Annotated in this window: 13 protein-coding genes; 6 read left to right on the forward strand and 7 right to left on the reverse strand. The window is 62.9% G+C overall.

Annotated features, from left to right (window positions below; all coding sequences use genetic code 11):
* Positions 1 to 15 precede the first annotated feature (15 nt).
* Positions 16 to 2,067, forward strand: coding sequence for an elongation factor G (gene fusA / locus G471_RS0103585; RefSeq protein WP_028994123.1), 2,052 nt, complete (start codon positions 16 to 18; stop codon positions 2,065 to 2,067).
* Between the two features lie 4 nt (positions 2,068 to 2,071).
* On the opposite strand, the gene G471_RS0103590 is transcribed toward fusA, so the two are convergent.
* Both G471_RS0103590 and G471_RS16575 read right to left on the reverse strand, forming a co-directional pair.
* The gene (locus tag G471_RS0103590) at positions 2,072 to 2,815 is read right to left on the reverse strand and encodes a response regulator transcription factor (protein ID WP_028994124.1); all 744 of its coding nucleotides are present in this window, start codon (positions 2,813 to 2,815) and stop codon (positions 2,072 to 2,074) included.
* Positions 2,812 to 4,833 carry a PAS-domain containing protein gene (locus G471_RS16575; protein ID WP_043420667.1) on the reverse strand — a complete coding sequence of 674 codons (2,022 nt, stop codon included), beginning with the start codon at positions 4,831 to 4,833 and terminating at the stop codon, positions 2,812 to 2,814. Before G471_RS16575 ends, G471_RS0103590 begins: the two co-directional genes overlap by 4 nt.
* A 277-nt stretch (positions 4,834 to 5,110) precedes the next feature.
* Here G471_RS16575 and G471_RS0103600 point away from each other — a divergent pair, with 277 nt between their 5' ends.
* The 4 genes from G471_RS0103600 (at position 5,111) to G471_RS16580 (ending at position 11,194) form a co-directional block, all read left to right on the forward strand.
* The gene (locus G471_RS0103600; RefSeq protein ID WP_028994125.1) at positions 5,111 to 6,889 is read left to right on the forward strand and encodes an acyl-CoA dehydrogenase C-terminal domain-containing protein; all 1,779 of its coding nucleotides are present in this window, start codon (positions 5,111 to 5,113) and stop codon (positions 6,887 to 6,889) included.
* An 8-nt stretch (positions 6,890 to 6,897) separates the two neighbouring features.
* Complete coding sequence (locus tag G471_RS0103605) at positions 6,898 to 8,535, forward strand: electron transfer flavoprotein-ubiquinone oxidoreductase (protein WP_245580493.1); 1,638 nt, start codon at positions 6,898 to 6,900, stop codon at positions 8,533 to 8,535.
* A gap of 46 nt (positions 8,536 to 8,581) precedes the next feature.
* On the forward strand, positions 8,582 to 9,997 hold the full coding sequence (locus tag G471_RS0103610; RefSeq protein WP_028994127.1) for a solute carrier family 23 protein: 1,416 nt from the start codon (positions 8,582 to 8,584) through the stop codon (positions 9,995 to 9,997).
* Positions 9,998 to 10,117: 120 nt separating this feature from the next.
* Positions 10,118 to 11,194, forward strand: coding sequence for a sensor domain-containing diguanylate cyclase (locus G471_RS16580; RefSeq protein WP_245580494.1), 1,077 nt, complete (start codon positions 10,118 to 10,120; stop codon positions 11,192 to 11,194).
* On the opposite strand, the gene G471_RS18605 is transcribed toward G471_RS16580, so the two are convergent.
* From G471_RS18605 to G471_RS16595, 5 genes are read right to left on the reverse strand one after another with little or no spacing between them, the layout of a single operon-like run.
* On the reverse strand, positions 11,191 to 13,164 hold the full coding sequence (locus G471_RS18605; protein WP_081700082.1) for a bacteriohemerythrin: 1,974 nt from the start codon (positions 13,162 to 13,164) through the stop codon (positions 11,191 to 11,193). The genes G471_RS16580 and G471_RS18605 overlap by 4 nt on opposite strands.
* A 25-nt stretch (positions 13,165 to 13,189) precedes the next feature.
* Positions 13,190 to 13,744, reverse strand: coding sequence for a response regulator (locus G471_RS0103625; protein ID WP_028994128.1), 555 nt, complete (start codon positions 13,742 to 13,744; stop codon positions 13,190 to 13,192).
* Positions 13,741 to 15,057, reverse strand: a complete 1,317-nt coding sequence (nosR, locus tag G471_RS0103630) for a response regulator c-di-GMP phosphodiesterase, NosR family (protein WP_028994129.1) — start codon at positions 15,055 to 15,057, stop codon at positions 13,741 to 13,743. Before nosR ends, G471_RS0103625 begins: the two co-directional genes overlap by 4 nt.
* On the reverse strand, positions 15,054 to 17,252 hold the full coding sequence (locus tag G471_RS18210; RefSeq protein ID WP_051295250.1) for a PAS domain-containing protein: 2,199 nt from the start codon (positions 17,250 to 17,252) through the stop codon (positions 15,054 to 15,056). Before G471_RS18210 ends, nosR begins: the two co-directional genes overlap by 4 nt.
* Positions 17,249 to 20,206 carry an EAL domain-containing protein gene (locus G471_RS16595; RefSeq protein ID WP_081700083.1) on the reverse strand — a complete coding sequence of 986 codons (2,958 nt, stop codon included), beginning with the start codon at positions 20,204 to 20,206 and terminating at the stop codon, positions 17,249 to 17,251. Before G471_RS16595 ends, G471_RS18210 begins: the two co-directional genes overlap by 4 nt.
* Before the next feature lie 156 nt (positions 20,207 to 20,362).
* On the opposite strand from G471_RS16595, the gene gpmI reads away from it, so the two are divergent.
* A complete protein-coding gene (gene gpmI, locus G471_RS0103645; RefSeq protein ID WP_028994130.1) occupies positions 20,363 to 22,003 on the forward strand; it encodes a 2,3-bisphosphoglycerate-independent phosphoglycerate mutase in 1,641 nt (546 codons plus the stop codon).
* Positions 22,004 to 22,021 lie beyond the last annotated feature (18 nt).

A 22,021-nucleotide genomic window follows, 5' to 3' on the forward strand; every position in this document is an offset into this window, starting at 1 on the left:
TTCAGGGAGAAGACGATGTCCAGCTACACACCCGATTCCCTACGCAGCATTGCCCTGGTCGGGCACGGTTCGGCCGGCAAGACCAGCCTGGCCGAAGCCCTGTTGCATGCCGCCGGTGCGATTCCGGCGCGCGGCAGCGTCGACAAGGGCAATACCGTCTGCGATCACGATGCCCAGGAAAAGGAAGCCGGGCATTCCCTGAACAGCGCGGTCTTCTCGTTCGAGCATGAAGGCTGCCGCATCCATGCCATCGATACGCCGGGCTACCCGGATTTCGCCGGTCAGGCCATCGCCGCCCTGGCGGCGGTCGATACTGTCGTGCTGGTGATCAACGCCCAGGCCGGCATCGAGGTCATGAGCGAGCGGATGATGCAGCTCGCCGCTGAGCGCAAGTTGTGCCGGATGATCGTCATCAACAAGATCGACGCCGATAACGTCGATCTGCCGGCCCTGCTCGCCGATATCCGCGAACGTTTTGGCCGCGAGTGCATGCTGCTCGACCTGCCGGCGCATGGTGGCGCCGATGTCGTTGAAGTGCTCGAGCACGATGCCGGCGATGCCGATTTTGCTTCGGTCGCTGCCGCCCACCGCGAGTTGATTGACCAGATCGTCGAGGAAGACGAAGAACTGCTGGCGCGTTATCTCGAAGACGGCGCCGACCCGGCCGGTGCCGAACTGCACGCGCCGTTCGAGAAGGCCCTGCGCGAGGGGCATCTGATTCCGGTGCTGTTCACCTCGGCGAAAACCGGTGCCGGCATCGGTGAGTTGCTGCACGTACTGGCCAGCCTGGCGCCGAACCCGGCTGAGGGTAATCCGCCGCTGTTTTATCGCGGCGAACCCGGCGGTGAAGTCGAAGCTTTCGCCGCCGTGCCGGACCCGGAAAAGCATGTGCTGGCCCATGTGTTCAAGGTCATTGCCGATCCCTACATGGGCAAGATCGGCGTTTTTCGCGTGCATCAGGGCACGCTGCGCAAGGATATGCAGTTGTTTGCCGGTGACGGCAAACGGGCTTTCCGGGTTGCCCATCTCTATCGTTTGCAGGGCAAGGACTGCGTCGAGGTCGATAGCCTGCAGCCCGGCGACATCGGTGCGCTGGCCAAGGTCGACGACATTGTTTTCGATTGCGTGTTGCACGATTCGCACGACGAGGATCACATCCACCTGACGCCGCTGGCCTTTCCCCGGCCGATGGCAGGTCTGGCCGTCGAGACCCGGAAGAAGGGCGACGAGCAGCGGCTGTTCGAAATCCTCGGCAAGCTGGCGATGGAAGATCCGACCTTCGTCGTCGAGCGTCATCCGACCAATAACGAGACGGTGATCCGTGGCCTCGGCGAGATTCACCTCAAGGCCAAGCTGGCGCGTATGGCCGGGCAGTACAAGCTGGAAGTCGATACCCGGCCGCCGAGCATTCCCTACCGCGAGACGATCACCGCACCGGGCGAGGCGATGCACCGTCATAAAAAGCAATCCGGCGGCGCCGGGCAATTTGGCGAAGTGCATCTGCGTATCGAGCCCAAAGGGCGCGGCGAGGGCTTCGAGTTTGTCGACGCGGTCAAGGGCGGGGTGATTCCCGGCGTCTTCATGCCGGCGGTCGAGAAGGGCGTGCGTCAGGCGCTGGCCGGTGGCGTCGTCGCCGGCTACCCGGTCGAGGACCTCAAAGTCACCGTATTCGATGGCAAGACCCACGCTGTTGACGGCAAGGAAGTCGCCTTTACCATCGCCGGCCGCAAGGCGGTGATCGAGGCCATCCGCAACGCCCGGCCTATCGTCATGGAGCCCATCGTCAGTATCGAGATCGTCGTCCCGGAGGCCAATATCGGCGATCTTTCGGGTGATCTTTCTGGCCGCCGCGGTCACGTCACCGGTACCGAAAGCCGGGCGCGCGGACTGGCGCTGATCACCGGCGAAGTGCCGCTGGCGGAACTCAACGACTATCAGTCACGATTGAAGTCGCTGACCGCCGGCCAGGGGAGCTACAGCATCGACTTCCTGCGTTATGCGCCGGTGCCGCCGCAGTTGCAGCAGCAACTGGCCAGCCGCTTCCAGTTGCACGACGAGGACGAGTAAGTCCTCAGCCGTCGGCCTGGCCGGTGTCGGCCCAGCTGACGGCGGCCAGGAACAGGTAACCGGCACCGTACACGGTCTTGATGAACGACGGGCTGTCGGTTTGCGGCTCGAGCTTGCGCCGCAGGCGCGAGATGCGCACGTCGATGGCGCGGTCGCTCGGGCTGACGTCGCGCGTGCCCATCAGCTTCTCGCGCTGCAGGATGCGATTGGGGTGGTTGACGAAAACCCGGAGCAACTCGGCTTCGGCGTTGCTCAGTACGTGCTCCTCCCCATCCTGGCCGCTCAGTGTGTTGTTGCCGAGATTGAAGCGCCAGTTGCCGAAGCAGGCGATCTGGCTGGGCGGGGTGTCGCTGACCGTTTCCCGGCGGCGCAGGATGCTGCGTACCCGGGCGACCAGTTCGCGCGGTTCGAAGGGCTTTAGCATGTAGTCGTCGGCGCCCAGTTCCAGCCCCATCACCCGGTCGCTTACGTGGGCCCTTCCGGTCAGGATCATGATCCCGCAATTGGTTTGCGCGCGGACGCGCTGCATGGCCTCGATGCCGTCCATGTCGGGCAGGCCGAGGTCGATGATGCACAACACCGGCGACAGGTTGCGCAGGCGCCGCAGCAGATCGCCGCCGCTGCGGCACCAGGCGGTGCGAAAGCCGAAATCGGCGAGTACCTGTTCGATGATGCGGGCGACGTCCGGGTCGTCCTCGACGATGGCAATCAGCTTGCCGCCATCGTTGTCCTTCACGCTGTCCTTCATTGTCTCTCCTTGTTGCCGCTGTGGCGCAGGGCTTCCGCCAGTTCCTGACGGACGAAGGGCTTGGCCAGGATGGGCTGCTGCTCCTGGCGTGGTCCTTCCTCGTCGGCGTAGCCGCTCATCAGCACGATGCGCATCTGCGGGTGCTCTCTTTTTATCTGTTCGGCCAGTTGCCGGCCATTGCAACTGCCGGGCATCAGGATGTCGCTGACGACAATCCCGATGTCGGGAATCTGTCCGACCATGGCCAGCGCCTGGTCGGCATTTTCGGCCTCGATGACCGGGTGGCCGAGGTCGATCAACTGCTGGCGAACGACCTGGCGGACGTTCGGGTCGTCCTCGACGAGCAGGACCAGCTCGCCGCTGGCTTCCGGCAGACCGGGGTCGTCTGGTAAAGGAGTGGCAAGCGGCGCCGCGGTAGCCGGCAGGACGACGCTGACCTGCGTGCCATGGCCGGGCGTGCTCGACAGGCGCATGCCACCGCCCGACTGACGGATGAAGCCGGCGGCCATCGACAGGCCGAGGCCGCTGCCGAGACCGAGGCGCTTGGTGGTGAAGAAGGGTTCGCAGGCACGGGCCAGCGTGTCGCTGTCCATGCCGCAGCCGGTATCGCTGACTTCGATGCACACGTAGTCGCCCGGCGGGCAGTCGTAGCCGGCGGCGTCGGCCGCCAGCCTGGCGGCGCGAGCGGCAATTTCCAGCCGGCCGCCGTCGGGCATGGCGTCGCGGGCATTGACGGCGAAATTGAGCAGGGCGCTTTCCAGTTGCGCTGGATCGACCCGCGCGTAAAGTCCGGAATCGTCGCAGCGGATGGCGATGCCGATGTTTTCCGGCAGCGAACGACGGATCAGCCGGCCGAGGTCGTCGATCAAGCGGCTGATCGCCACCGCCTGCGGCTCCGGCGGTTGTTGCCGGGAGAAACTGAGCAGACGCTTGATCAACTGGGCGCCTCGGCGTGCCGATTGCAGCGCCGGGTCGACGAAATCGGCCACAGCCGGGTCGTTCGGGCGTTGGTCGCTGAGGGCGGCGAGGTTGCCGATGATGACCGTCAGCAGGTTGTTGAAGTCGTGGGCCAGGCCGCCGGTGAGCTGGCCGATGGCTTCCATCTTCTGCGCCTGCAGCAGCGCCGCCTGCATGCGTTTTTGTTCGGTGATTTCGTGCGAGAAAACGAAGAAGCCGAGGGTTTCACCCTGCGCGCCGCGCTCCGGGACCAGGGTGCTGTGGGCGAAGACCTGCTGTCCCTGGCGTTGCATGTGGTACTCGTAACTGACCTGCTGGCCGGCCAGCGCCCGGCGCACGAAATCGCCGACCTGGGCATAGACTTCCGGGCCGGTCACCTCGATCACCGAGCGCCCGGTGACCTGGCCTTCCGGCAGGCCGTACCAGTCCGAATAGCCCTTGTTGGCGTACTGGTAGATCTCGTTGTGGTCGACGTAGCCGATCAGGATCGGGATGGTGTCGTTGATCAGGCGTAGGCGCGCCTCGCTGCGACCGAGGGCGGCGGCGATCTGCTCCTTCTCGGCATTGGCCCGGCGCAGGTTGGCGTTGGCGTTTTCGAGCTGGGCGGTGCGCCGGCGAACCTTCTCGTCGAGTTGCAGGTTCTGGTGTTCGCTCAGGTGTTCGAGGTAGCGCTGCTCGGTGACGTCGCTGTAGAGCGTGACGAAACCGCCGTGCGGCAACGGTTCGCCGCGCAGCAACAGCAGCCGGCCGTTGGGGCGACGGCGTTCGCTGACATGGGCGGCGAAGGCGCCGGCAGCAGCCAGGCGCTCGCCCAGCAGCGCTTCGGCATTGCCGGGATCGTATTCGCCACGCTCGATGTTGTAGCGGATGAAGTCGGCGAAGGGTGTGCCGACCCGGGCCAGGTCGGTGGGAAACTCGAGCAGGTCGAGGAAGGGACGGTTCCACGCCACCAGCCGCAACTGGTCGTCGAAGACGCTGATGCCCTGATCGAGCAGGTCAAGGCCGGCCTGCAGCATGTCCTGGCAGCGGGCGGGTTCGGCAGGCGGGGCGGTGAATGGCATCGCCGGATTCTAGAACATGGCGCAATCATTGGCAGAGTCTGCAATGATTCGTTACATTGCGCCAATACTTGCGCAAGAGTGTTCTGCGATGCTTCTGCCACCAAAAAATAAGACTTGCATAAAGGGAGAACAGCACTCCAAGCAAGTAACGAGAGGAGATGGGCCGGGCCGTCAGGTCCGGCCATCCTTTTCAGTTGATGTCGTAGCCAGGTCCGCATTGCGGGCTGCCGGGCGCCTGTACGCCACGGGTGCCGTCTACCCTGAAAGGAAGCTGTGAATGAGTAATTACATTGCCCCGCTGCGTGACATGCAGTTCGTGCTCAAGGATATCGCCGGTCTGGAGGAGATCTGCGCGCTTCCCGGCAACGAGGAATGCTCGGTCGACCTGGTCGAATCGATTCTCGAGGAAGCCGCCAAGTTCGCTTCCGGTGTGCTCGACCCGATCAATCGCAATGGCGACAATCAAGGCGCCGTGGTCAAGGACGGTGTCGTCACCACCTCGCCGGGCTTCAAGGACGCCTATCAACTGTTCTGCGAAACCGGCTGGAACGCCATGCCGTTCGCCCCTGAATTCGGCGGCCAGGGCCTGCCGGCAGCGGTGACCCTGGCGGTCAACGAAATGTGGAAGTCGGCCAACATGGCCTTCGCCCTGTGTCCGATGCTGACCGGCGGTGCCATCGAGGCGATCGCCCATCACGCGTCCGACGAACTCAAACAGAAGTATCTGCCGAAGATGGTCGAAGGTACCTGGACCGGGACCATGAACCTGACCGAGCCGAACGCCGGCTCCGACCTCGCCGCGATCAGCACCAAGGCCGCGCGCGCCGCCGACGGCACGTTCCGCATCACCGGCACCAAGATCTTCATCACCTGGGGCGAACACGATGTTGCCGAAAACATCATTCACCTGGTGCTCGCCCGTCTGCCGGACGCGCCGCCGGGACTGAAGGGCATCTCGCTGTTCCTGGTGCCGAAGTTCCTGGTCAATGACGACGGTTCGCTCGGCGCCCGCAACGACCTGATCTGTTCGTCGCTCGAACACAAGCTTGGCATCCACGGCAGCCCGACGGCAGTGATGTCCTACGGCGACAAGGAAGGCGCCGTCGGCTACCTGATCGGTGAGGAAAACAAGGGCGTCGGCTACATGTTCACGATGATGAACCACGCCCGCGTCAACGTCGGTCTGGAAGGCGTCGGCATTGCCGAGCGCGCCTACCAGCACGCGCTGTGGTACGCCAAGGAGCGCATCCAGGGCGCCATCATCGGCGACAAGTCGGGCGAGAAAAAGCCCATCCTGCACCATCCGGACGTTCGTCGTCTGCTCATGGAATGCAAGGCCCGTACCGAAGCCATGCGCACGCTGGCCTATTACGCCGCCGCCCAGATCGACAAGGCGCACGCCGGCGATGCCGCCGCGCAGGCGCGCATCGACCTGCTGACGCCGGTGGTCAAGGGCTGGAGCACCGAGCAGGGCGTCGAGCTGTCGTCGACCGCGCTGCAGGTCTTCGGCGGTGTCGGCTTCGTCGAGGAAACGGGGGCCGCGCAGTATTACCGCGATTCGCGCATCACCACCATCTACGAAGGCACGACCGCAATTCAGGCCAACGATCTGGTCGGCCGCAAGCTGGCCCGTGAAAAGGTGCCGGGCGCCGGCATGAAGGCCATGCTCGCCGAAATCAACGCCACTGCCGACGAACTGGCAGCGAGCAGCGAACTGGCCGGCATCGGCGCCAACCTCAAGGCGGCTGCCGCCGCGCTGAACACCGCCACCGACTGGATTCTCGCCACCTATGCCGAGCAGCCGCAGGCCGTGCATGCCGGTTCGGTGCCCTTCCTCAAGCTGACCGGCATCGTCACCGGCGGCTGGCTGATGGCCAAGTCGGCCGCGGTCGCCGCGGCCCGCATCGCGGCCGGCGATGCCGATCCCTTCTATCGCGCCAAGCTGGCGACGGCCGATTACTTCGCCGCCCACCAGCTGCCGTTTGCTGCCGCCTACGCCGCCGAAGTCATGGGCGGTGCGGCGTCCGCACTCGGCCTGGCCGAAGACCTGTTCTGAGCGCCATCATGCGTAGCGATCGCGATGCGATGGAATACGATGTCGTGATCGTCGGCGGCGGCCCTTCGGGGCTGTCGGCGGCGATCCGCCTCAAGCAGCAGGCGGCCGCCGCCGGTCGCAAGGTGTCGGTGTGCCTGCTCGAGAAGGGCTCGGAAATCGGCGCCCATATCCTGTCCGGTGCCGTCATCGAGACCCGGGCGCTGGCCGAACTGTTCCCGGACTGGCAGGAACGCGGTGCGCCGCTGAACACGCCGGCCGGCGAGGATCGTTTCCTGTTCCTCACCGAAGGCGGTTCGTTCAAGCTGCCGACGCCGCCGCAGATGGCCAACCACGGTAACTACATCGTCAGCCTGGGCAATTTCTGCCGCTGGCTGGGCGAGCAGGCGGAAGCGCTCGGCGTCGAGATCTATCCCGGCTTCGCCGCCGCCGAAGTGCTCTATCACGAGGACGGTTCGGTCAAGGGTGTCGCCACCGGCGACCTCGGCATCGGCAAGGATGGCCAGCCCGGCCACAACTTCCAGCCGGGCATGGAACTGATCGCCCGCCAGACGATTTTTGCCGAAGGCTGTCGCGGTTCGCTGACGCGCGAGTTGTTCGAGCGCTTCAATCTGCGCGACGGGGCCGATCCGCAGACCTACGGCATCGGCATCAAGGAACTGTGGGAAATCGACCCGGCCAAGCACCAGCCGGGGCTGATCGTGCATTCGGTCGGCTGGCCGCTGAGCAACGACACCTACGGCGGTTCCTTCCTCTATCACCTGGAAGACAACCTGGTCGCCGTCGGTTTTGTTGTTGGCCTCGACTACCAGAATCCCTGGCTGTCGCCGTACGAGGAATTCCAGCGTTACAAGACGCATCCCTCGATCCGCGGTTTCTTCGAGGGCGGCCGGCGCATTTCCTACGGCGCCCGGGCACTGTCCGAAGGCGGTTTCCAGTCGGTGCCCAAGCTGACTTTCCCCGGTGGCCTGCTGGTCGGCGACACCGCCGGCTTCCTCAACGTGCCCAAGATCAAGGGGACGCACATGGCCATGCAGTCGGCGATCCTGGCTGCCGACAGCGTGCTGGAGCTGCTGGCGCGCGAAGACTGGGGCATGGAAGCGACCGGCTACAGCACGCAGGTCAGGCAGAGTTGGTTGTCGGACGAACTCCATCGCGTGCGCAACATCCGCCCGGCGTTCAAGTGGGGCCTGTGGGGCGGCCTGGCCTATGGTGCGGTCGATACCTTCCTGTTCCGTGGCAAGGCGCCGTGGACCTTCGCCCATCACGACGATCACAGCCAGCTGGGCAGCAAGACGGCTTACGCCAGGATCGAGTATCCGAAGCCGGACGGCAAGCTGACCTTCGACCGTCTGTCGTCGGTCTTCCTGTCGGCGACCAATCACGAGGAAAACCAGCAGAGCCATCTGCGCCTGAAGGACGCTTCGGTGGCCCTGTCGGTAAATTACGCCAAGTACGGCGCGCCGGAAACCCGTTATTGCCCGGCCGGTGTCTATGAAATCCTCGGTGAAGACGAAGGCGCGCCGCGCCTGCAGATCAACGCGCAGAACTGCCTGCACTGCAAGACCTGCGACATCAAGGACCCGACCCAGAACATCGTGTGGACGGTACCGGAAGGTGGCGGTGGGCCGAATTATCCGAACATGTAAGCGCAGTACCCGCAGCAAAAAAACATAAAACACACAGGAGAACAGCATGGCAATGCAACGCGAGCACGGGGCAGAACACCCCTATTGGCCGCTGGGTCCGTTCAAGATCCGGCTACCGTTCATCCACTACCGCTGGGAATTCCCGGAAATGATCCAGGGCCTGATCATGTTCGTGGTCAGCCTGGCAATGATTCCGCTGCTGATGAAGTATCTCGGCATGCCTTATGAGGCAGCGCTGGCCTTCTGCGTGATCGCCGGCATCGGCTACCTGCTGCCGGCGCTGATGGGGGTGCCGCTGGTGCCGGGCTGGATCACGCCGGCGATTCCCGTCGTGCTGCTCTATCTGCAGGGCTTCGAGCCGGGGCCGGAAGCGGTCAAGGCAATGTTTGCGCTGCAGGTTGAAGTCTTCGTCATCTTCCTCTTCCTGGGGCTGACCGGCCTGGGCAACAAACTGGTCAAGGTGATTCCCAATTCGCTCAAGTCGGGCATCATCATCGGCGCCGGTATCGCCGCCATGATGGGTGAGCTGAAGGCCGGCGGGCGCATCGACAGCACGCCGATCTCGCTGCTGATCGGTTGCATCGTCTCCGCTTACATCCTGTTCTCGCTGTCGTTCAAGCATGTGGTCGAAAGCAGCAAGCTGGCCAAGGCGATTTCCAACTTCGGCATGATTCCCGGGATGATTCTCGCCATGCTGGTTGGCTGGGCGGTGAGTGAGTACCCGCTGCCGGAAGTTCAGTGGGGAATCACCCAGCCGGACTTCGGGCTGATGATGAACTTCCTCGTCTTCAATGTCGGCATGCCGAGCATGGACATGTTCCTGCTGGCAATTCCAACCGCGATCATCGCCTACGTCATTGCCTTCGGCGACATCCTGGTCGGTTTCACGCTGTGCAAGCGCGTCGATCACCTGCGCGAGGACGAGAAGATCGAACTCGACGTTACCCGTGTTCACCTGGTGACCGCCCTGCGCAACGGCCTGCACGCCTTGCTCGCGCCCTGGCCCGGCCTGGCCGGCCCGTTGTGGACGGCGGCGCATGCCACGGTGGCCGAGCGCTATGCGCTGGGGCGCAAGGCGATGGATTCAATCTACAGCGGTGGCGGGACTTTCTGGATCACCGGCCTGATCGCCATCTTCATCCTGCCGCTGGTCAGCATCTTCAAACCAGTGCTACCGATTGCCTTGTCGCTGACCCTGGTGCTGACCGCCTACATCTGCATCATGGTCGGCATGGAGGAACTGAAGAACTCCACCGAACGCGGCGTTGCCGGCATTGTCGCGGTAACGCTGGCGATGCCCGATCCGAAGGCGACGGTCTACGCCGTGGTGATCGGCCTCGTCCTGTACTGGCTGATCGAGCGCCCGAACGCGGCGCAGCGGGCCAAGGAGGACTTGTCCATCCTTGGCGACAATACCTCTGATATCGAAGCCGGCGACAGCCACGGCGTCGCCCAGAAATAGGAACTCTGCGCAAGAGACCAGGGAGAACAGCAATCGACTTGAGTCTCTTTCCTTTCACGGGGCCATAGGCCCCGTTTTTTTTGTATGATGTCAGGCCGTTCGCCAAAAAAAAGCAAGCTCATGCGTATGTTGACCAACGCCAATCAGTTCCGGGTGCCGGGTTTGCTCGGCAAGCTGGGCATGATGACCTCGATCCGCGATACCGAGTTGCTCGAGCAAAGCCTGCTGCGCACGCTCGGTCCTTTGCTTGGCGTGCTTGATACCTCGCTCTACCGCCTGGACGATGGGCAGTTGCTGGCGCGGGTGATCCACTATCATCGTTCCAAGGTCGTCGAGGCCGACGGCGTGGCCCGTATGGTGGAGCGTATCGAGGAAATCGCCCAGGTTTCCGATGTGCAGCCCGAGATCCTTGCCTTGATGGAGAATGTTCGCCTGCTTGGTAAACCCTGCACGAGATCCTTCGCCGGTGACATGCTGACCGCCTATCCTCTGCTTGGTGGTGATGAAGTGCTGGGTTACTTCGTTTTCAAGCGCGATCATGAAGCTTCGCCCAATGAGGATGCGACCATACGCGGCGTTCTCGAAGTGTTCTCGAATTATTACGCACTGCTCGACGTCAGCCAGCGTGACCGCCTGACCGGTCTGCTCAATCGCCAGGCGCTGGAAAACAATTTCGAGCGCATCTGGTCGGCGATGGCACGACCGGACAGCTTCCATGAACGTGCTGACGGAAGGCGCAGCCAGTTGTCCGGCAAGTTCTGGCTGGCGGTCATTGACGTCGATCACTTCAAACGCATCAACGATACGTTCGGCCACATGGTCGGCGACGAAATCCTGTTGCTGGCTACGCGGCTGATGCAGGCCACTTTCCGTTCCTCGGACCTGCTTTACCGTTACGGGGGCGAGGAATTCGTCGCCATCATCTCGGCCGAGAACGAGGCCATTGCCCGCAATGTCTTCGAACGCGTCCGCCTGGCGATCGAAGCCCATGTCTTCCCGCGTATCGAATCGATGACGGTCAGCATCGGCTACGCCGAAGTCGATCCCGAAGTCCTGCCGGTGGAAGTGCTCAGCCGGGCCGACCGCAGCCTCTACCAGGCCAAGCAGGACGGCCGTAACCGTATCTACGACTTCCGCGAACTGGTCGAACGCGGCACCTTCGCCAGCCCCAGCTACGGCGAGACCGAACTGTTCTAGGTTTCTGCCGACTGGACGATCGGTAGCCAGATGCGGAAGGTCGTGCCTTTGCCCGTTTCACTGTGCACATCCAGGCGTCCATGGTGGCGCTTGACGATGATGTCGTAGGAAATCGACAGGCCGAGGCCGGTGCCTTTACCGACCGGTTTGGTCGTGAAGAAGGGCTCGAAGATGCGTTGCCGGGTTTCTGCCGACATGCCGCAACCCGTGTCCTCGATCTCGAACCAGACGTGATCGCGCTCGACGCCTGAACGCACGAAAATCTTGCCGCGCTCGGGGATGGCCTGGGCGGCATTGACCAGCAGGTTCATGAATACCTGGTTCAGTTGCGCCGGCACGCAGTCGATTTCCGGGATATCGCCGAGCTCGACGATGACGTCGGCCTTGTACTTGAGTTCGTTGCGGACCACGTTCAGCGTGCTGTTCATCGCTGCATTGAGGTCGGCCCGCTGGTGTTCGGCCTGGTCCACGCGGGAGAAGTCCTTGAGATCCTGAACGATGCGGGTGACCCGGTCGAGGCCTTCCTGCGACTCGGCCAGCAGGGATGGCAGGTCTTCGCGCAGGAATTCCAGATCGGCCGCCTGGCGGGCGGCAGCAATGGCCTGAGGCTCTCCGCTTTCGTAGGCGTCGATCAAGCGCAGCAGGTTGCCGGTATAGCTTTTCAGCGAGCCGAGGTTGGAATTGACGAAGCCGACCGGGTTGTTGATTTCGTGGGCGACACCCGCCGCCAACTGGCCGATGGCGGCCATTTTTTCCGACTGCAGCAACTGCTGCTGGGTTTCGTCGATCTTGCCGAGGAGGGTAGTCAATTCTGCGTGTTCGCGTTCCAGTTGGCGGTTGGTGCTGGCCAGCTCCCGGGTTCGAGCTTCGACCTGGGCTTCCAGCTGTTCCTGGTATTTCAGCAGTTCATCCTCAGCCAGATGGCGGTCAGTGACATCCTGCAGGGTCTCGATGGCACCGATGATGCGGCCTTCGCCGTCACGGATCGGGGCGGCGGTGAAGAACAGCCAGCGCCCGTTCTCGCCGAGGTTGGGGAAGAAGCTTTCTGCCTCGAAGGCATCCTCAATGGTTTTCGAGCGCCGGAAGAGGTTGTGATAATAAGTGTTGAACCGTTCCTCGAGGCTACCATCGACGATCAGGTCGGCCATGATCGGTCGTGCCGCAGGATAGAACGCCATCCATTGATCCCAGGTGCCGACCATGCGTTCCGCCGGCAGGCCGCTGATGTTGGCGCAGGCCTTGTTCCAGTGGGTGATGCGGTGCGAGGCGTCGATCACCAGGGTCGGTACCGGATCGCCGTCGATGATCTGCGACAGGAACAGTTCCAGATTGCGCCGGGTTTCGGTCGAGCGCCGGTGTTCGGATTCGAGCAGGCGCCGGTTGCTCTCCTTGAGGGCTTCGGTGCGTTCGGCGACTTTGGCTTCGAGGCCGCGGTTGAGTTCGCTCAAAGCGTCGTTGCGGGCGCTGATGATGCGGTAGAGCGAGGCCATCGCATCGAGCATGCTCGACGTCGCCGGGTCGGTGGTGATTTTCGCCGCCGCGTCGTAGGCCGCCTGCGGGCTGTTGCCGCCACGGATCAACTCGATCTGGCGGACCATGGCCTTGTCCATGCCGAGGATGTGCTGGGCCAGCCAGCCGGTCAGGAAATTCAGCAGGTACTCAAGATCGCTGCCATCGGCGGAAGAATCGCGCAGGCGCACGACCTGTTCGGCAAAACTGCGATGGACGGCGGTATGGCGTTCGATGAAACGCGGATCGCAGTGGCTTTCGGCCATCAGGGTTTCTTCGTGGGCAAAGTGCACGACGGCGTAATTCACCAGCTGGTCGAGTACCTGGGTGACCGTCTCGGGCGAGGCATATTTCGATTGCAGGTCGATCAGCGCATTGATGATGCGCACCAGTTCCTGATGCTCGCCGTCGACCTGTGCTTCACCGGTCATGTAGCGTTGGTCCCAGACAAAGGCGTCCATGGTTTTCCTCGTGGCGCTGTGTGCTTCAGTTGTCGTCGTCAAGGACGACCGATCCGTCCGGTCCCCAATTGACGCGCGTGATCCCCGGTTCCAGCCTTTCCAGGCGTTCGGCTTCGATCTGTTCGGCGGTCTTGTCGCCCATTTCCACGCGCACCAGGTCGGCCAGCTGGCGGTTCTCCAGCAGCAGTTCGCGATGGGCCAGGGCCTGGGCGATGGCCGACATCAGCTCGTAATCGTTCCACGGTTTACCGATGAAACGCTCGATGCCGACTTCGTTGACCGCGCGAACCAGGGCATTCAGGTCGGCGTAGCCGGACAGGATCAGGCGGGCGGCGTCGGGCTGGAGGGCTCGCGCCTGCTTGAGGAACTCGATGCCGTCCATTTCCGGCATCCGGTAGTCGCTGATGAACAGGTCGAACTCGCCCTGCCGCGCGTGCTTCAGCGCTTCGCTGGGAAATTCGCAGGCCACGACTTCGAGCGAGAACTGCTTGTTGCCATAAACGCAGGGGGCGACCCGGAGCAGGCGCTGCAGGGCTTTCAGGATGGAGATTTCGTCGTCGACGATCAGGATGCGGCTCATTTTTCTTCCTGGCGAATGTAAACCGTGAGGTGGTGTTGTTCGACCTGTTCCATGCGTTCCAGCTGGGCGATGATTTCGGCCTTGAGGAGGCTGCCGGTGGCCAGCAGCAGGTAGCCATCGCGATGCATCAGGTCGCGGCTGACGACCATGCCGGGTTTCAGGTGCATGGTGCGTAAAGGGATTTCGACCGGCCCGGTCTTCAGCGTTTCGGCAATCATCGGCACAAAGGCATCGACGGCCGCCGGGTCGTAGCGCTTGCCCCGGTTCTCGACCAGAAAATCGAGCGCTTCGGCGGGTTTCAGCGGGCGTTGCACGAGTGTGCCGACCTGCAGCGAATCGTAATCGTTGGCTACCGCCAGCAGCCGCGCCCCCTGGGGGATGGCGATGCCGGCCAGGCGGTCGGGGTAGCCGCTGCCGTCGTAGCATTCGTGATGATGGCGGACGATCAGCGCGGCATCGCGGAAGCGCTCGATGCCGAGCAGGATGTTCTGGCCGATGATCGGGTGCTTCATTACCTGCGTGCGTTGTTCGACACCGAGCAGGTTGTAGGGCTTGCCGAGCAAGTCGTCGGGCAGACCGAGCTTGCCGATGTCGTGCAGCAGGCCGGCGAGCATGATGTTCTGAACCTCGGCTTCGCCCAGGTCGAGGCGCTTGGCCAGCTTGCGGGCATTTTCGGCGACGCGTCGACCGTGCCCGGCCAGTTGCTTGCCGGCCGGGCCGCTGCGTAGTTCGATCAGGCCGGCAAAGACCTGGACGCTGGTCATGAAGGATTTCTTCAGTTCGCCGTGTGCCTGTTCGACGAAGGTCAGGGCCTGGCGCAATTCCGCCGTGCGGTCGGCGACCTTCTGTTCCAGGCTGGCATTGAGGGTTTTCAGTTCCTCGTTTTGCGCCTGCGTCAGCGCGGTCAGCCGGCGGTTCTCGGACTCCAGGCGCTGGCGCGCCAGGGCTTCGCGGACGACGGTCTGGATCTCGCTGTCGTCCCAGGGCTTGGCGATGTAGCGGTAGATTTCGCCTTCGTTGATCGCGGCCACGGTCGAACTGATGTCGGCGTAACCGGTAAGCAGGATGCGCATGATCTGAGGCCAGCGCTGCCTGACCTGCTTGAGGAAGGTGGCGCCGTCCATTTCCGGCATGCGCATGTCGGAAATGATCAGATCGACCGTTTCGCGTTCGAGAATTTCCAGGCCGGCGGCACCGCTTTCGGCTGTCAGGATGCGATAGCCCTGCGGACGGAACAGCCGGCGCAGGGCGGACAGGATGCTGGCTTCGTCGTCGACGAGCAGCAGGGTGGGCGCGTCGCTGGTCTCGCTCATGATGTTTTCTCCTGGGCGGCGCTGGTGTCGGGGTGGATGGGCAGGGTGATGCGGAAGGTCGTGCCGCGGCCGGGTTCGCTGTCTACGGTGAGCTGGCCCTGATGGCGCTGGACGATGTTATAGGACACCGACAGGCCGAGGCCGGTACCCTGGCCGACCGGCTTGGTGGTGAAGAAGGGTTCGAAGATGCGGCGCAGGTTCTCCGGCGGAATGCCCTTGCCGGTGTCGGCGATCTCGATGCATACCTTGTCCGCGTCCACTCGGCGGGTACGGATGGTGATCGTTCCCTTCTGCTCGATGGCGTGCCCGGCATTGACCAGCAGGTTCATGAACACCTGGTTGAGTTGCGAGATCAGGCAGAACACCGGCGGAAGCTCGCTGTATTCCTTGACTACCTGGCATTTGTACTTGAGTTCGTTCCAGACGATGTTCAGCGTCGAATCGAGTCCCTGGTGCAGGTCGGCCTCCTGCCACTCCTGCTCGCCGACGCGGGCAAATGTCTTCAGGTCCTGCACGATCTTGCGCACCCGGCCCAGGCCGTCCTTAGACTCGGCGAGCAACTTGAAGATGTCATCGCGGAGGAAGTCGAAGTCGCGCTCCTCGCGCAATTGCTCGATGGCTTTCAGGTTGGGACAGTTTTCTCCCTGGCGCGCCGCCGCGTCGGCGTAGGCGTCGAGGATGGTCATCAGGTCGTCGACATAGCCGCTCAGTGTGCCCAGGTTGGAATGAACGAAGCCGATCGGATTGTTCAGCTCGTGGGCAATGCCCGCGGCCAGCTGGCCGATCGAAGCCATTTTTTCCGATTGCAGCAACTGGTTGTTGGCTTCTTCCAGACGCTTGTTCAGTTGCTGCTGGCGGGCCAGGTTATCGGCGATCAGGAGCTGCTGTTCCTTGCGCTCGGTGATGTCGGTCAGCACCCCGTCGTAGAAAACCGGCAGTCCGTGCGCGTCGCGGGTCACCTTGGTCCGGTCGACCACCCAGATCACCCGGTTGTCGGCGGTGATCAGGCGGTATTCCTGTTCGTAACCGCTGGCCCCGGCTGCTGTATGGCGCATGACCTCGTCGCCGACCCGGGTCAGGTCGTCGGGGTGCACGATGCTGGCAAAGGCGGGCTGGTTGGATTGTAGTTGTTGCGGCGTGTAGCCCCACTGGCTGACATTCTCCGAAACGAAAACCACCGGCCAGCCGTTGCTGGCCGCCCAGCGGAAACAGACCACCGGGCTGGCGTTGACGACCTGCATGGCCAGCCGCAGGTCGCGGTCAGCACGCTGGCGGCGGACGATGCGCCAGGTTTCGTTGGCCAGCAACTGGACGGTTTCGACATCGTAGTTGTCGTAATCCTCGCGGCTGTTGCCGACGCTGAAGACCATCCGGACATGCTGGTTCTCGATTACGGGTACGCTGACCAGGCGATGGAGTGTGGGTAACTCCTCATCAGCAAATGCATTGATCAGCAGCGGACTTGCAGTGCTCGCAACGTCGTTCCAGGGGCCGCCAGGATTGCTGCGATAGCTTTCCGGTGTCTTGCGGGAGCACGCTTTCAAAAGGATCTGGTTTTCGCCGTCGTTGACAACATGCAACAGGGCGATCTGACTGGCGGTAAGCGATTCCGCGCGTTCCAGCGCTTGCAGCATGAACTCCTCTTCGTTCAGCGTTTCTGCTTGCTGCGGGAGCTCGATCAATGCCAGCGAACGATTGACCTGGTTGGCAAACTGCCTTTCGGCAAGCTGGCGCTGGGTGATGTCTTCGATGACCACGGTAAAATAATCGACCTGGCCGTTGTTCAGACGGACGGCCCGGGCTGCCAGGTTGACGAAGACGATGCTGCCATCAGGGCGGAGGAAGCGTTTTTCCAGCAATATTTCGTCCCGTTCGCCAGCCAGTGCGGCGTTCAACAACTGCAGGTTGTGTTCGCGATCCTCGGGATGGGTCAGCGTTATCCAGTCGCACTGGGTCAGGAAGTCCTGAGAGTAGCCGAGTATCCTGCAGAGCGCTGGATTGACCTCGATCCAGCGACGGTCGATGGTCGAGCGCGCCATGCCGACCATGGCTTGCTCGAAGAAAGCACGGAATTGACGCTTTTCGCGTTGCAGGCGGTTCTGCAACAAGCCAGGCAAGATCAGGGCGAGCAGGCCGATCAGGGCAAGCAGCAGCCAGATCAGGGGGGACTCAGTACCGGGCTCGGTCAGGGTCAAGGGGTTTCTCCATCATGGCTGTCACGCTGCTTGTCCTTGGCCAGCCGGAAGGCCTCCCGGATCTCCTCACGTAGCTGGTCGTCGTCCCAGGGTTTGGTCAGGAACTTGTAGATGGCGCCCCGGTTGATGGCACCGGTGATCGAGTCGACATCGGTGTAGCCGGTAAGGACGATGCGGATGGTTTCCGGATAAAGCTGGCGAACCCGAGCCAGGAACTCGGTGCCGGACATGTCGGGCATGCGCTGGTCGGACAGGATCACCTGGACCGGTTGTTTGGCCAGATGTTCGAAGGCGTCGAGCGGCGAGGTTGCGGTCAGGATATGGAAACCTTCTCGGCGCAACAGACGCGACAGGGCGTTGAGGATGTTCGGTTCGTCATCGACGATGAGCAGTGTCTGCTTGCCGCTCGACGGGATGTCGGCGATCGGCAGGCTGGTCCGTCCGGCGAGCAGTTGTTCGAATTCGGCAGCCGGCAGGGCCGGGCTGAACAGGAAGCCCTGGATCGCGTCGCAGCGCCGGCCGCGCAGGAAACGCGCCTGGGCTTCGGTCTCGACGCCCTCGGCAAGTATCGCCAGATTCAGGCTGCGGGCCATGACGATGGCGGCCGTGGCGATGGCAGCGTTTACCGGGTTCTCGATGATGTCTTCAACAAAGCTCTGGTCAATCTTGATCTTGTCGAAGGGAAAACGCGAAACGTAGGAGAGCGAGGAATAGCCCGTGCCGAAGTCGTCGAGCGAGAGTTTGACCCCAAGCTGCTTGAGCTTGCGGCACATGGAAATGGCATCTTCTGCGTCGTCGATGAAGGCGCTTTCGGTAATTTCCAGTTCGAGCAAGTCGGCGGGCAGACCGCTTTCGGCCAGTGCCCGGGCGACAGTCCGGTCCAGGTCGGATTGGCGGAACTGACGTGCCGACAGGTTCACTGCCAGGCGCAGGGGCATGGTCAGGCCCAGGTCGAGCCAGCGGCGCGCTTGTGCACAGGCCGTTGACAGTACCCACTCGCCGATTGGAATGATCATCCCGTTATCTTCGGCAAGGGGGATGAACTCGCCCGGGGAGACCTTGCCGAAAGCCGGGTTCTGCCAGCGCAGCAGAGCCTCCATGCCGATCACCCGGCCGCTTTCCAGGCTGACCTGGGGCTGGTAGTGAACCGCCAGTTCATTGTTCTTGAGCGCGCCGCGCAGGGCGCTTTCCAGGCCGAGTCGGCGGGCTGCGTCGGCATCCATTTCCGGCGCATAGAAGCGGAAGGTGTTGCGTCCAGCCTGCTTCGCGCGGGACAGGGCGATATCGGCTGTTTTGAACAGGTCGTCGGCAGCGTTGCCATCCCGCGGCGCCAGGCTGATGCCGATGCTGGCCGTGAGCAACAGCGTCTGATCATCTACGGTGAAAGGTTCGGCGATGGCGTCGAGCAGGCGTTGAGCCAAGTCGATGGCGTCACGCTCGTGGCTGAGGTTGGCCATGACGAAACCGAATTCGGCACCGGAGCGGCGGCCCAGGGTGTCGCCTTCACGCAGCAGGCCTTGTAGACGGCGAGCGACTTCCTGCAGCAGGGCGTCGCCGATCGGGGGGCCGTAGCTTTCGTTGACCAGGCGGAAATGGTCGAGGTCGAGCAGGATCGCTGCCGTCTGGCGCTCAAACCGGTCAGCGTTGATCAGCGCCTGGGCCAGGCGGTCGCTCAGCAGATTGCGGTTGGGCAGATCGGTCAAGGGGTCGTAGCTCGACAGGTACTGGATGCGTTCGGCGGCCTCGCGTCGTTCGGACAAGTCGCTGAACAGGCCAACGTAATGCGTCAGCTTGCCATTGCTGTCACGGACGGCGGAGATGTGCAGCCACTCGGTGACCAGTTCGCCATTCTTGCGTCGGTTGGTGATTTCACCCTGCCAGCTATCTTCGTGATGGAGGTTGTCCCACAAACCCTGGTAAAAAGCCTGGCCATGTACGCCTGACTTGAGCAGTGCCGGCGTCTGGCCGATGGCCTCCTCGGCGCTGTAGCCGGTGACCTGAACGAAAGCTTTGTTGACGGTGAGAATGCGGGCCTCCGGGTCAGTGATGCAGATCCCGTCGCTGATTCCCGTGAATACGACAGAGGTGAGTTGGCGTTCGCTCTCGATCTGCTTGCGCCGGCTGATGTCGGTGATCGTGCCAGCGCTGAGCAGCGAGCCGCCGCCTTCGTCGAGGCGCAGGGACTGACCGCGCCCCTCGACCCACAGCCAGTGCCCGTCGGCATGGCGCAAACGGAATTCCTCGACGGATATTTCGGTGCCGGGCGGTGGCGGATTCCGGATGGCGTGTTCGATGCGGGGGCGATCTTCCGGATGCAAATAAGCCAGGCTGGCATTCAATGTTTCCGGCGATTCGCTCAGGCCGAGCATCCGGCAAAGGTCGGGATTCCACACCATGCGCTCGCCGTCGCGATGAAATTCCCAGATGCCCAGGCCGGAGGCTGACAAGGTCAGTTGCAGGCGGGTGGCCAGTTGCTGATTTTCCAGCAGGCGCCGGGAAACCTCCTCCTCCAGCGAGGCGTTCTGCCGCGCCAGTTGGTCCCTGGCCAGCTTGAGCTCCAGGTGGTTGCGAACGCGAGCCCGGAAAACCGGCGCCTGCAGGGGCTTGGCGATGTAGTCGACGGCGCCTTCAAGCAGCCCGGAATGTTCGTCGCCGGGGCTGTCGAGGGCGGTGACGAAGATCACCGGGATGTGCTGGGTGGCCGGATTGCTACGCAGGCGCGCCAGCACCTCGTGACCATCCATGCCGGGCATCATCACGTCGAGCAGGATGAGGTCGGGTTGCGGAGCGAGTTCCGCGTACTGCAGCGCAGTTCGGCCGTTCTCGGCGAGGCGGATGTCCACATCCAGTTCTTCCAGCATGGCCGAGGCCACCGCGAGATTCGATGGTAGATCATCGACGGCCAAAACCACCGGGCGGGCTGTCCTGCTTGTCAGGGAATCTCGTTCTGCCATTGGTGCATCCTTGTGATTTTGTTATTATTGTTACTTATTTCATCTGTCTCGGTCAAGGCAAGCTGTCAAGGTTAAAATGTGCAACTTTTACGTGTCATGAGCAAGCGTCTGACGGCCTTGCCAGTTCGTCGGATCAATTTTCCGCAGGAAACTTTCATGCTGCAAAAACTCGCTGCTTTTCCCGGCGTTGCCGGTCCCGTCGTCGTGATCGTCATGGATGGCTACGGTTTGCCGGCCAATGATGCGGGCAGTGCCATTGCCGCTGCCCGAAAACCAAACCTGGAGCGGCTCTTCGCGATCTGTCCGAATATCCGCTTGCGGGCACACGGGACGGCAGTCGGCATGCCGTCCGACGACGACATGGGCAATTCCGAAGTCGGCCACAATGCCATCGGTGCCGGTCAGGTCTATGCTCAGGGGGCGGCGCTGGTCGCCAATGCGATAGCCGACGGCGGCATCTGGGCCGGCGAGGCCTGGCAGCAGATCGTTGCCGGCGCCAAGGCCGGGCGTGGCGTGATCCACTTCCTCGGGCTATTTTCTGACGGCAATGTGCATAGCCACATCGATCATCTGAAGGCCATGGTCCTGCGCGCCAAGGCGGAAGGCGTTGCCAGCGTGCGCATCCACGCCCTGCTCGATGGCCGTGACGTGCCGGAAACCAGCGCGCTCGACTACGTTGTACCCTTCGAAGCCTTCCTGGCCGAGCAATCGACCGGAGGGTTCGACGCCCGCATCGCCTCCGGTGGCGGGCGCCAGTACATCACCATGGACCGCTACGACGCCAACTGGGCGATGGTCGAGAAAGGCTGGAAGACGCATGTTCTGGGCGAAGGGCGGCAGTTCCCGAATGCAACGGCGGCGGTGAACGGCCTGCGGGCAAGCCATCCCGGCACCATCGATCAAGACTTGCCCGAATTCGTCATCGCCGACGACGGCCAGCCGATCGGCACCATCGAGGACGGCGACTCCGTCGTCTTCTTCAACTTCCGTGGCGACCGCGCGATTGAGATCACCCGCGCCTTCGTCGAGGCGGATTTCGACAAGTTCGACCGCATCCGCTACCCGCAGGTGACTTACGCCGGCATGCTCCAGTACGACGGTGACCTGCAGTTGCCCAAGCGTTTTCTAGTAGCGCCGCCGGCGATCAAGGACACCTCTGGTGAGTGGTTCAGCAAGCTGGGCCTGGCGCAGTTCGCCTGTTCCGAAACGCAGAAGTTCGGCCATGTCACCTATTTCTGGAACGGCAACCGTTCCGGCAAGTTCGCCGGCGAAACCTGGCAGGAAGTTCCGAGCGATGTCGTGCCCTTCGAGCAGCGGCCGTGGATGAAGGCGGCCGAAATCGCCGACGCCATGATCGCGGCGATCCAGTCCGGCCAGTACCGGGTGCTCCGCTGCAATTTCGCTAACGGCGACATGGTCGGCCATACCGGTAATTTCCGCGCGGCGACGATGGCCGTGGAAGCCGTCGACCTGGCGCTCGGGCGTTTGCTGAAAGCGGTCGAGGCAGCCGGCGGCGTGGCGCTGATCACCGCCGATCACGGCAACGCCGACGAAATGTTCGAACTCGACAAGAAAACCAGGCAGCCGGCGCAAAACCCGGATGGCTCGTTCAAGGCCAAGACCGCGCATACGCTCAATCCAGTGCCGCTGATCCTGTTCGACGCCGCCAGCGGTGGCCGGCTGGCCCTGCGTCAGACGGAAACTGCCGGCCTGTCGAACATTGCGGCGACGGTCGCCGCCTTGCTTGGCTACGACCGGCATCCGGCCTGGGACGAGAGCTTGTTGGTCACGATTTAGCCGATCGCGGACGTTCTC

It is taken from the genome of Azonexus hydrophilus DSM 23864 (assembly GCF_000429605.1).
Classification (GTDB): Bacteria; Pseudomonadota; Gammaproteobacteria; order Burkholderiales; family Rhodocyclaceae; genus Azonexus; species Azonexus hydrophilus.

Excerpts from the sequence above, each read along its gene's own strand:
- fusA (WP_028994123.1), top strand. The coding sequence starts at position 16 with ATGTCCAGCTACACACCCGATTCCCTACGCAGCATTGCCCTGGTCGGG.
- gpmI (WP_028994130.1), top strand. The coding sequence starts at position 20,363 with ATGCTGCAAAAACTCGCTGCTTTTCCCGGCGTTGCCGGTCCCGTCGTC.
- G471_RS0103590 (WP_028994124.1), bottom strand. The coding sequence starts at position 2,815 with ATGAAGGACAGCGTGAAGGACAACGATGGCGGCAAGCTGATTGCCATC.
- G471_RS0103600 (WP_028994125.1), top strand. The coding sequence starts at position 5,111 with ATGAGTAATTACATTGCCCCGCTGCGTGACATGCAGTTCGTGCTCAAG.
- nosR (WP_028994129.1), bottom strand. The coding sequence starts at position 15,057 with ATGAGCGAGACCAGCGACGCGCCCACCCTGCTGCTCGTCGACGACGAA.
- G471_RS0103610 (WP_028994127.1), top strand. The coding sequence starts at position 8,582 with ATGGCAATGCAACGCGAGCACGGGGCAGAACACCCCTATTGGCCGCTG.
- G471_RS0103605 (WP_245580493.1), top strand. The coding sequence starts at position 6,898 with ATGCGTAGCGATCGCGATGCGATGGAATACGATGTCGTGATCGTCGGC.
- G471_RS16595 (WP_081700083.1), bottom strand. The coding sequence starts at position 20,206 with ATGGCAGAACGAGATTCCCTGACAAGCAGGACAGCCCGCCCGGTGGTT.
- G471_RS18605 (WP_081700082.1), bottom strand. The coding sequence starts at position 13,164 with ATGGACGCCTTTGTCTGGGACCAACGCTACATGACCGGTGAAGCACAG.
- G471_RS16580 (WP_245580494.1), top strand. The coding sequence starts at position 10,118 with ATGCGTATGTTGACCAACGCCAATCAGTTCCGGGTGCCGGGTTTGCTC.
- G471_RS0103625 (WP_028994128.1), bottom strand. The coding sequence starts at position 13,744 with ATGAGCCGCATCCTGATCGTCGACGACGAAATCTCCATCCTGAAAGCC.
- G471_RS16575 (WP_043420667.1), bottom strand. The coding sequence starts at position 4,833 with ATGCCATTCACCGCCCCGCCTGCCGAACCCGCCCGCTGCCAGGACATG.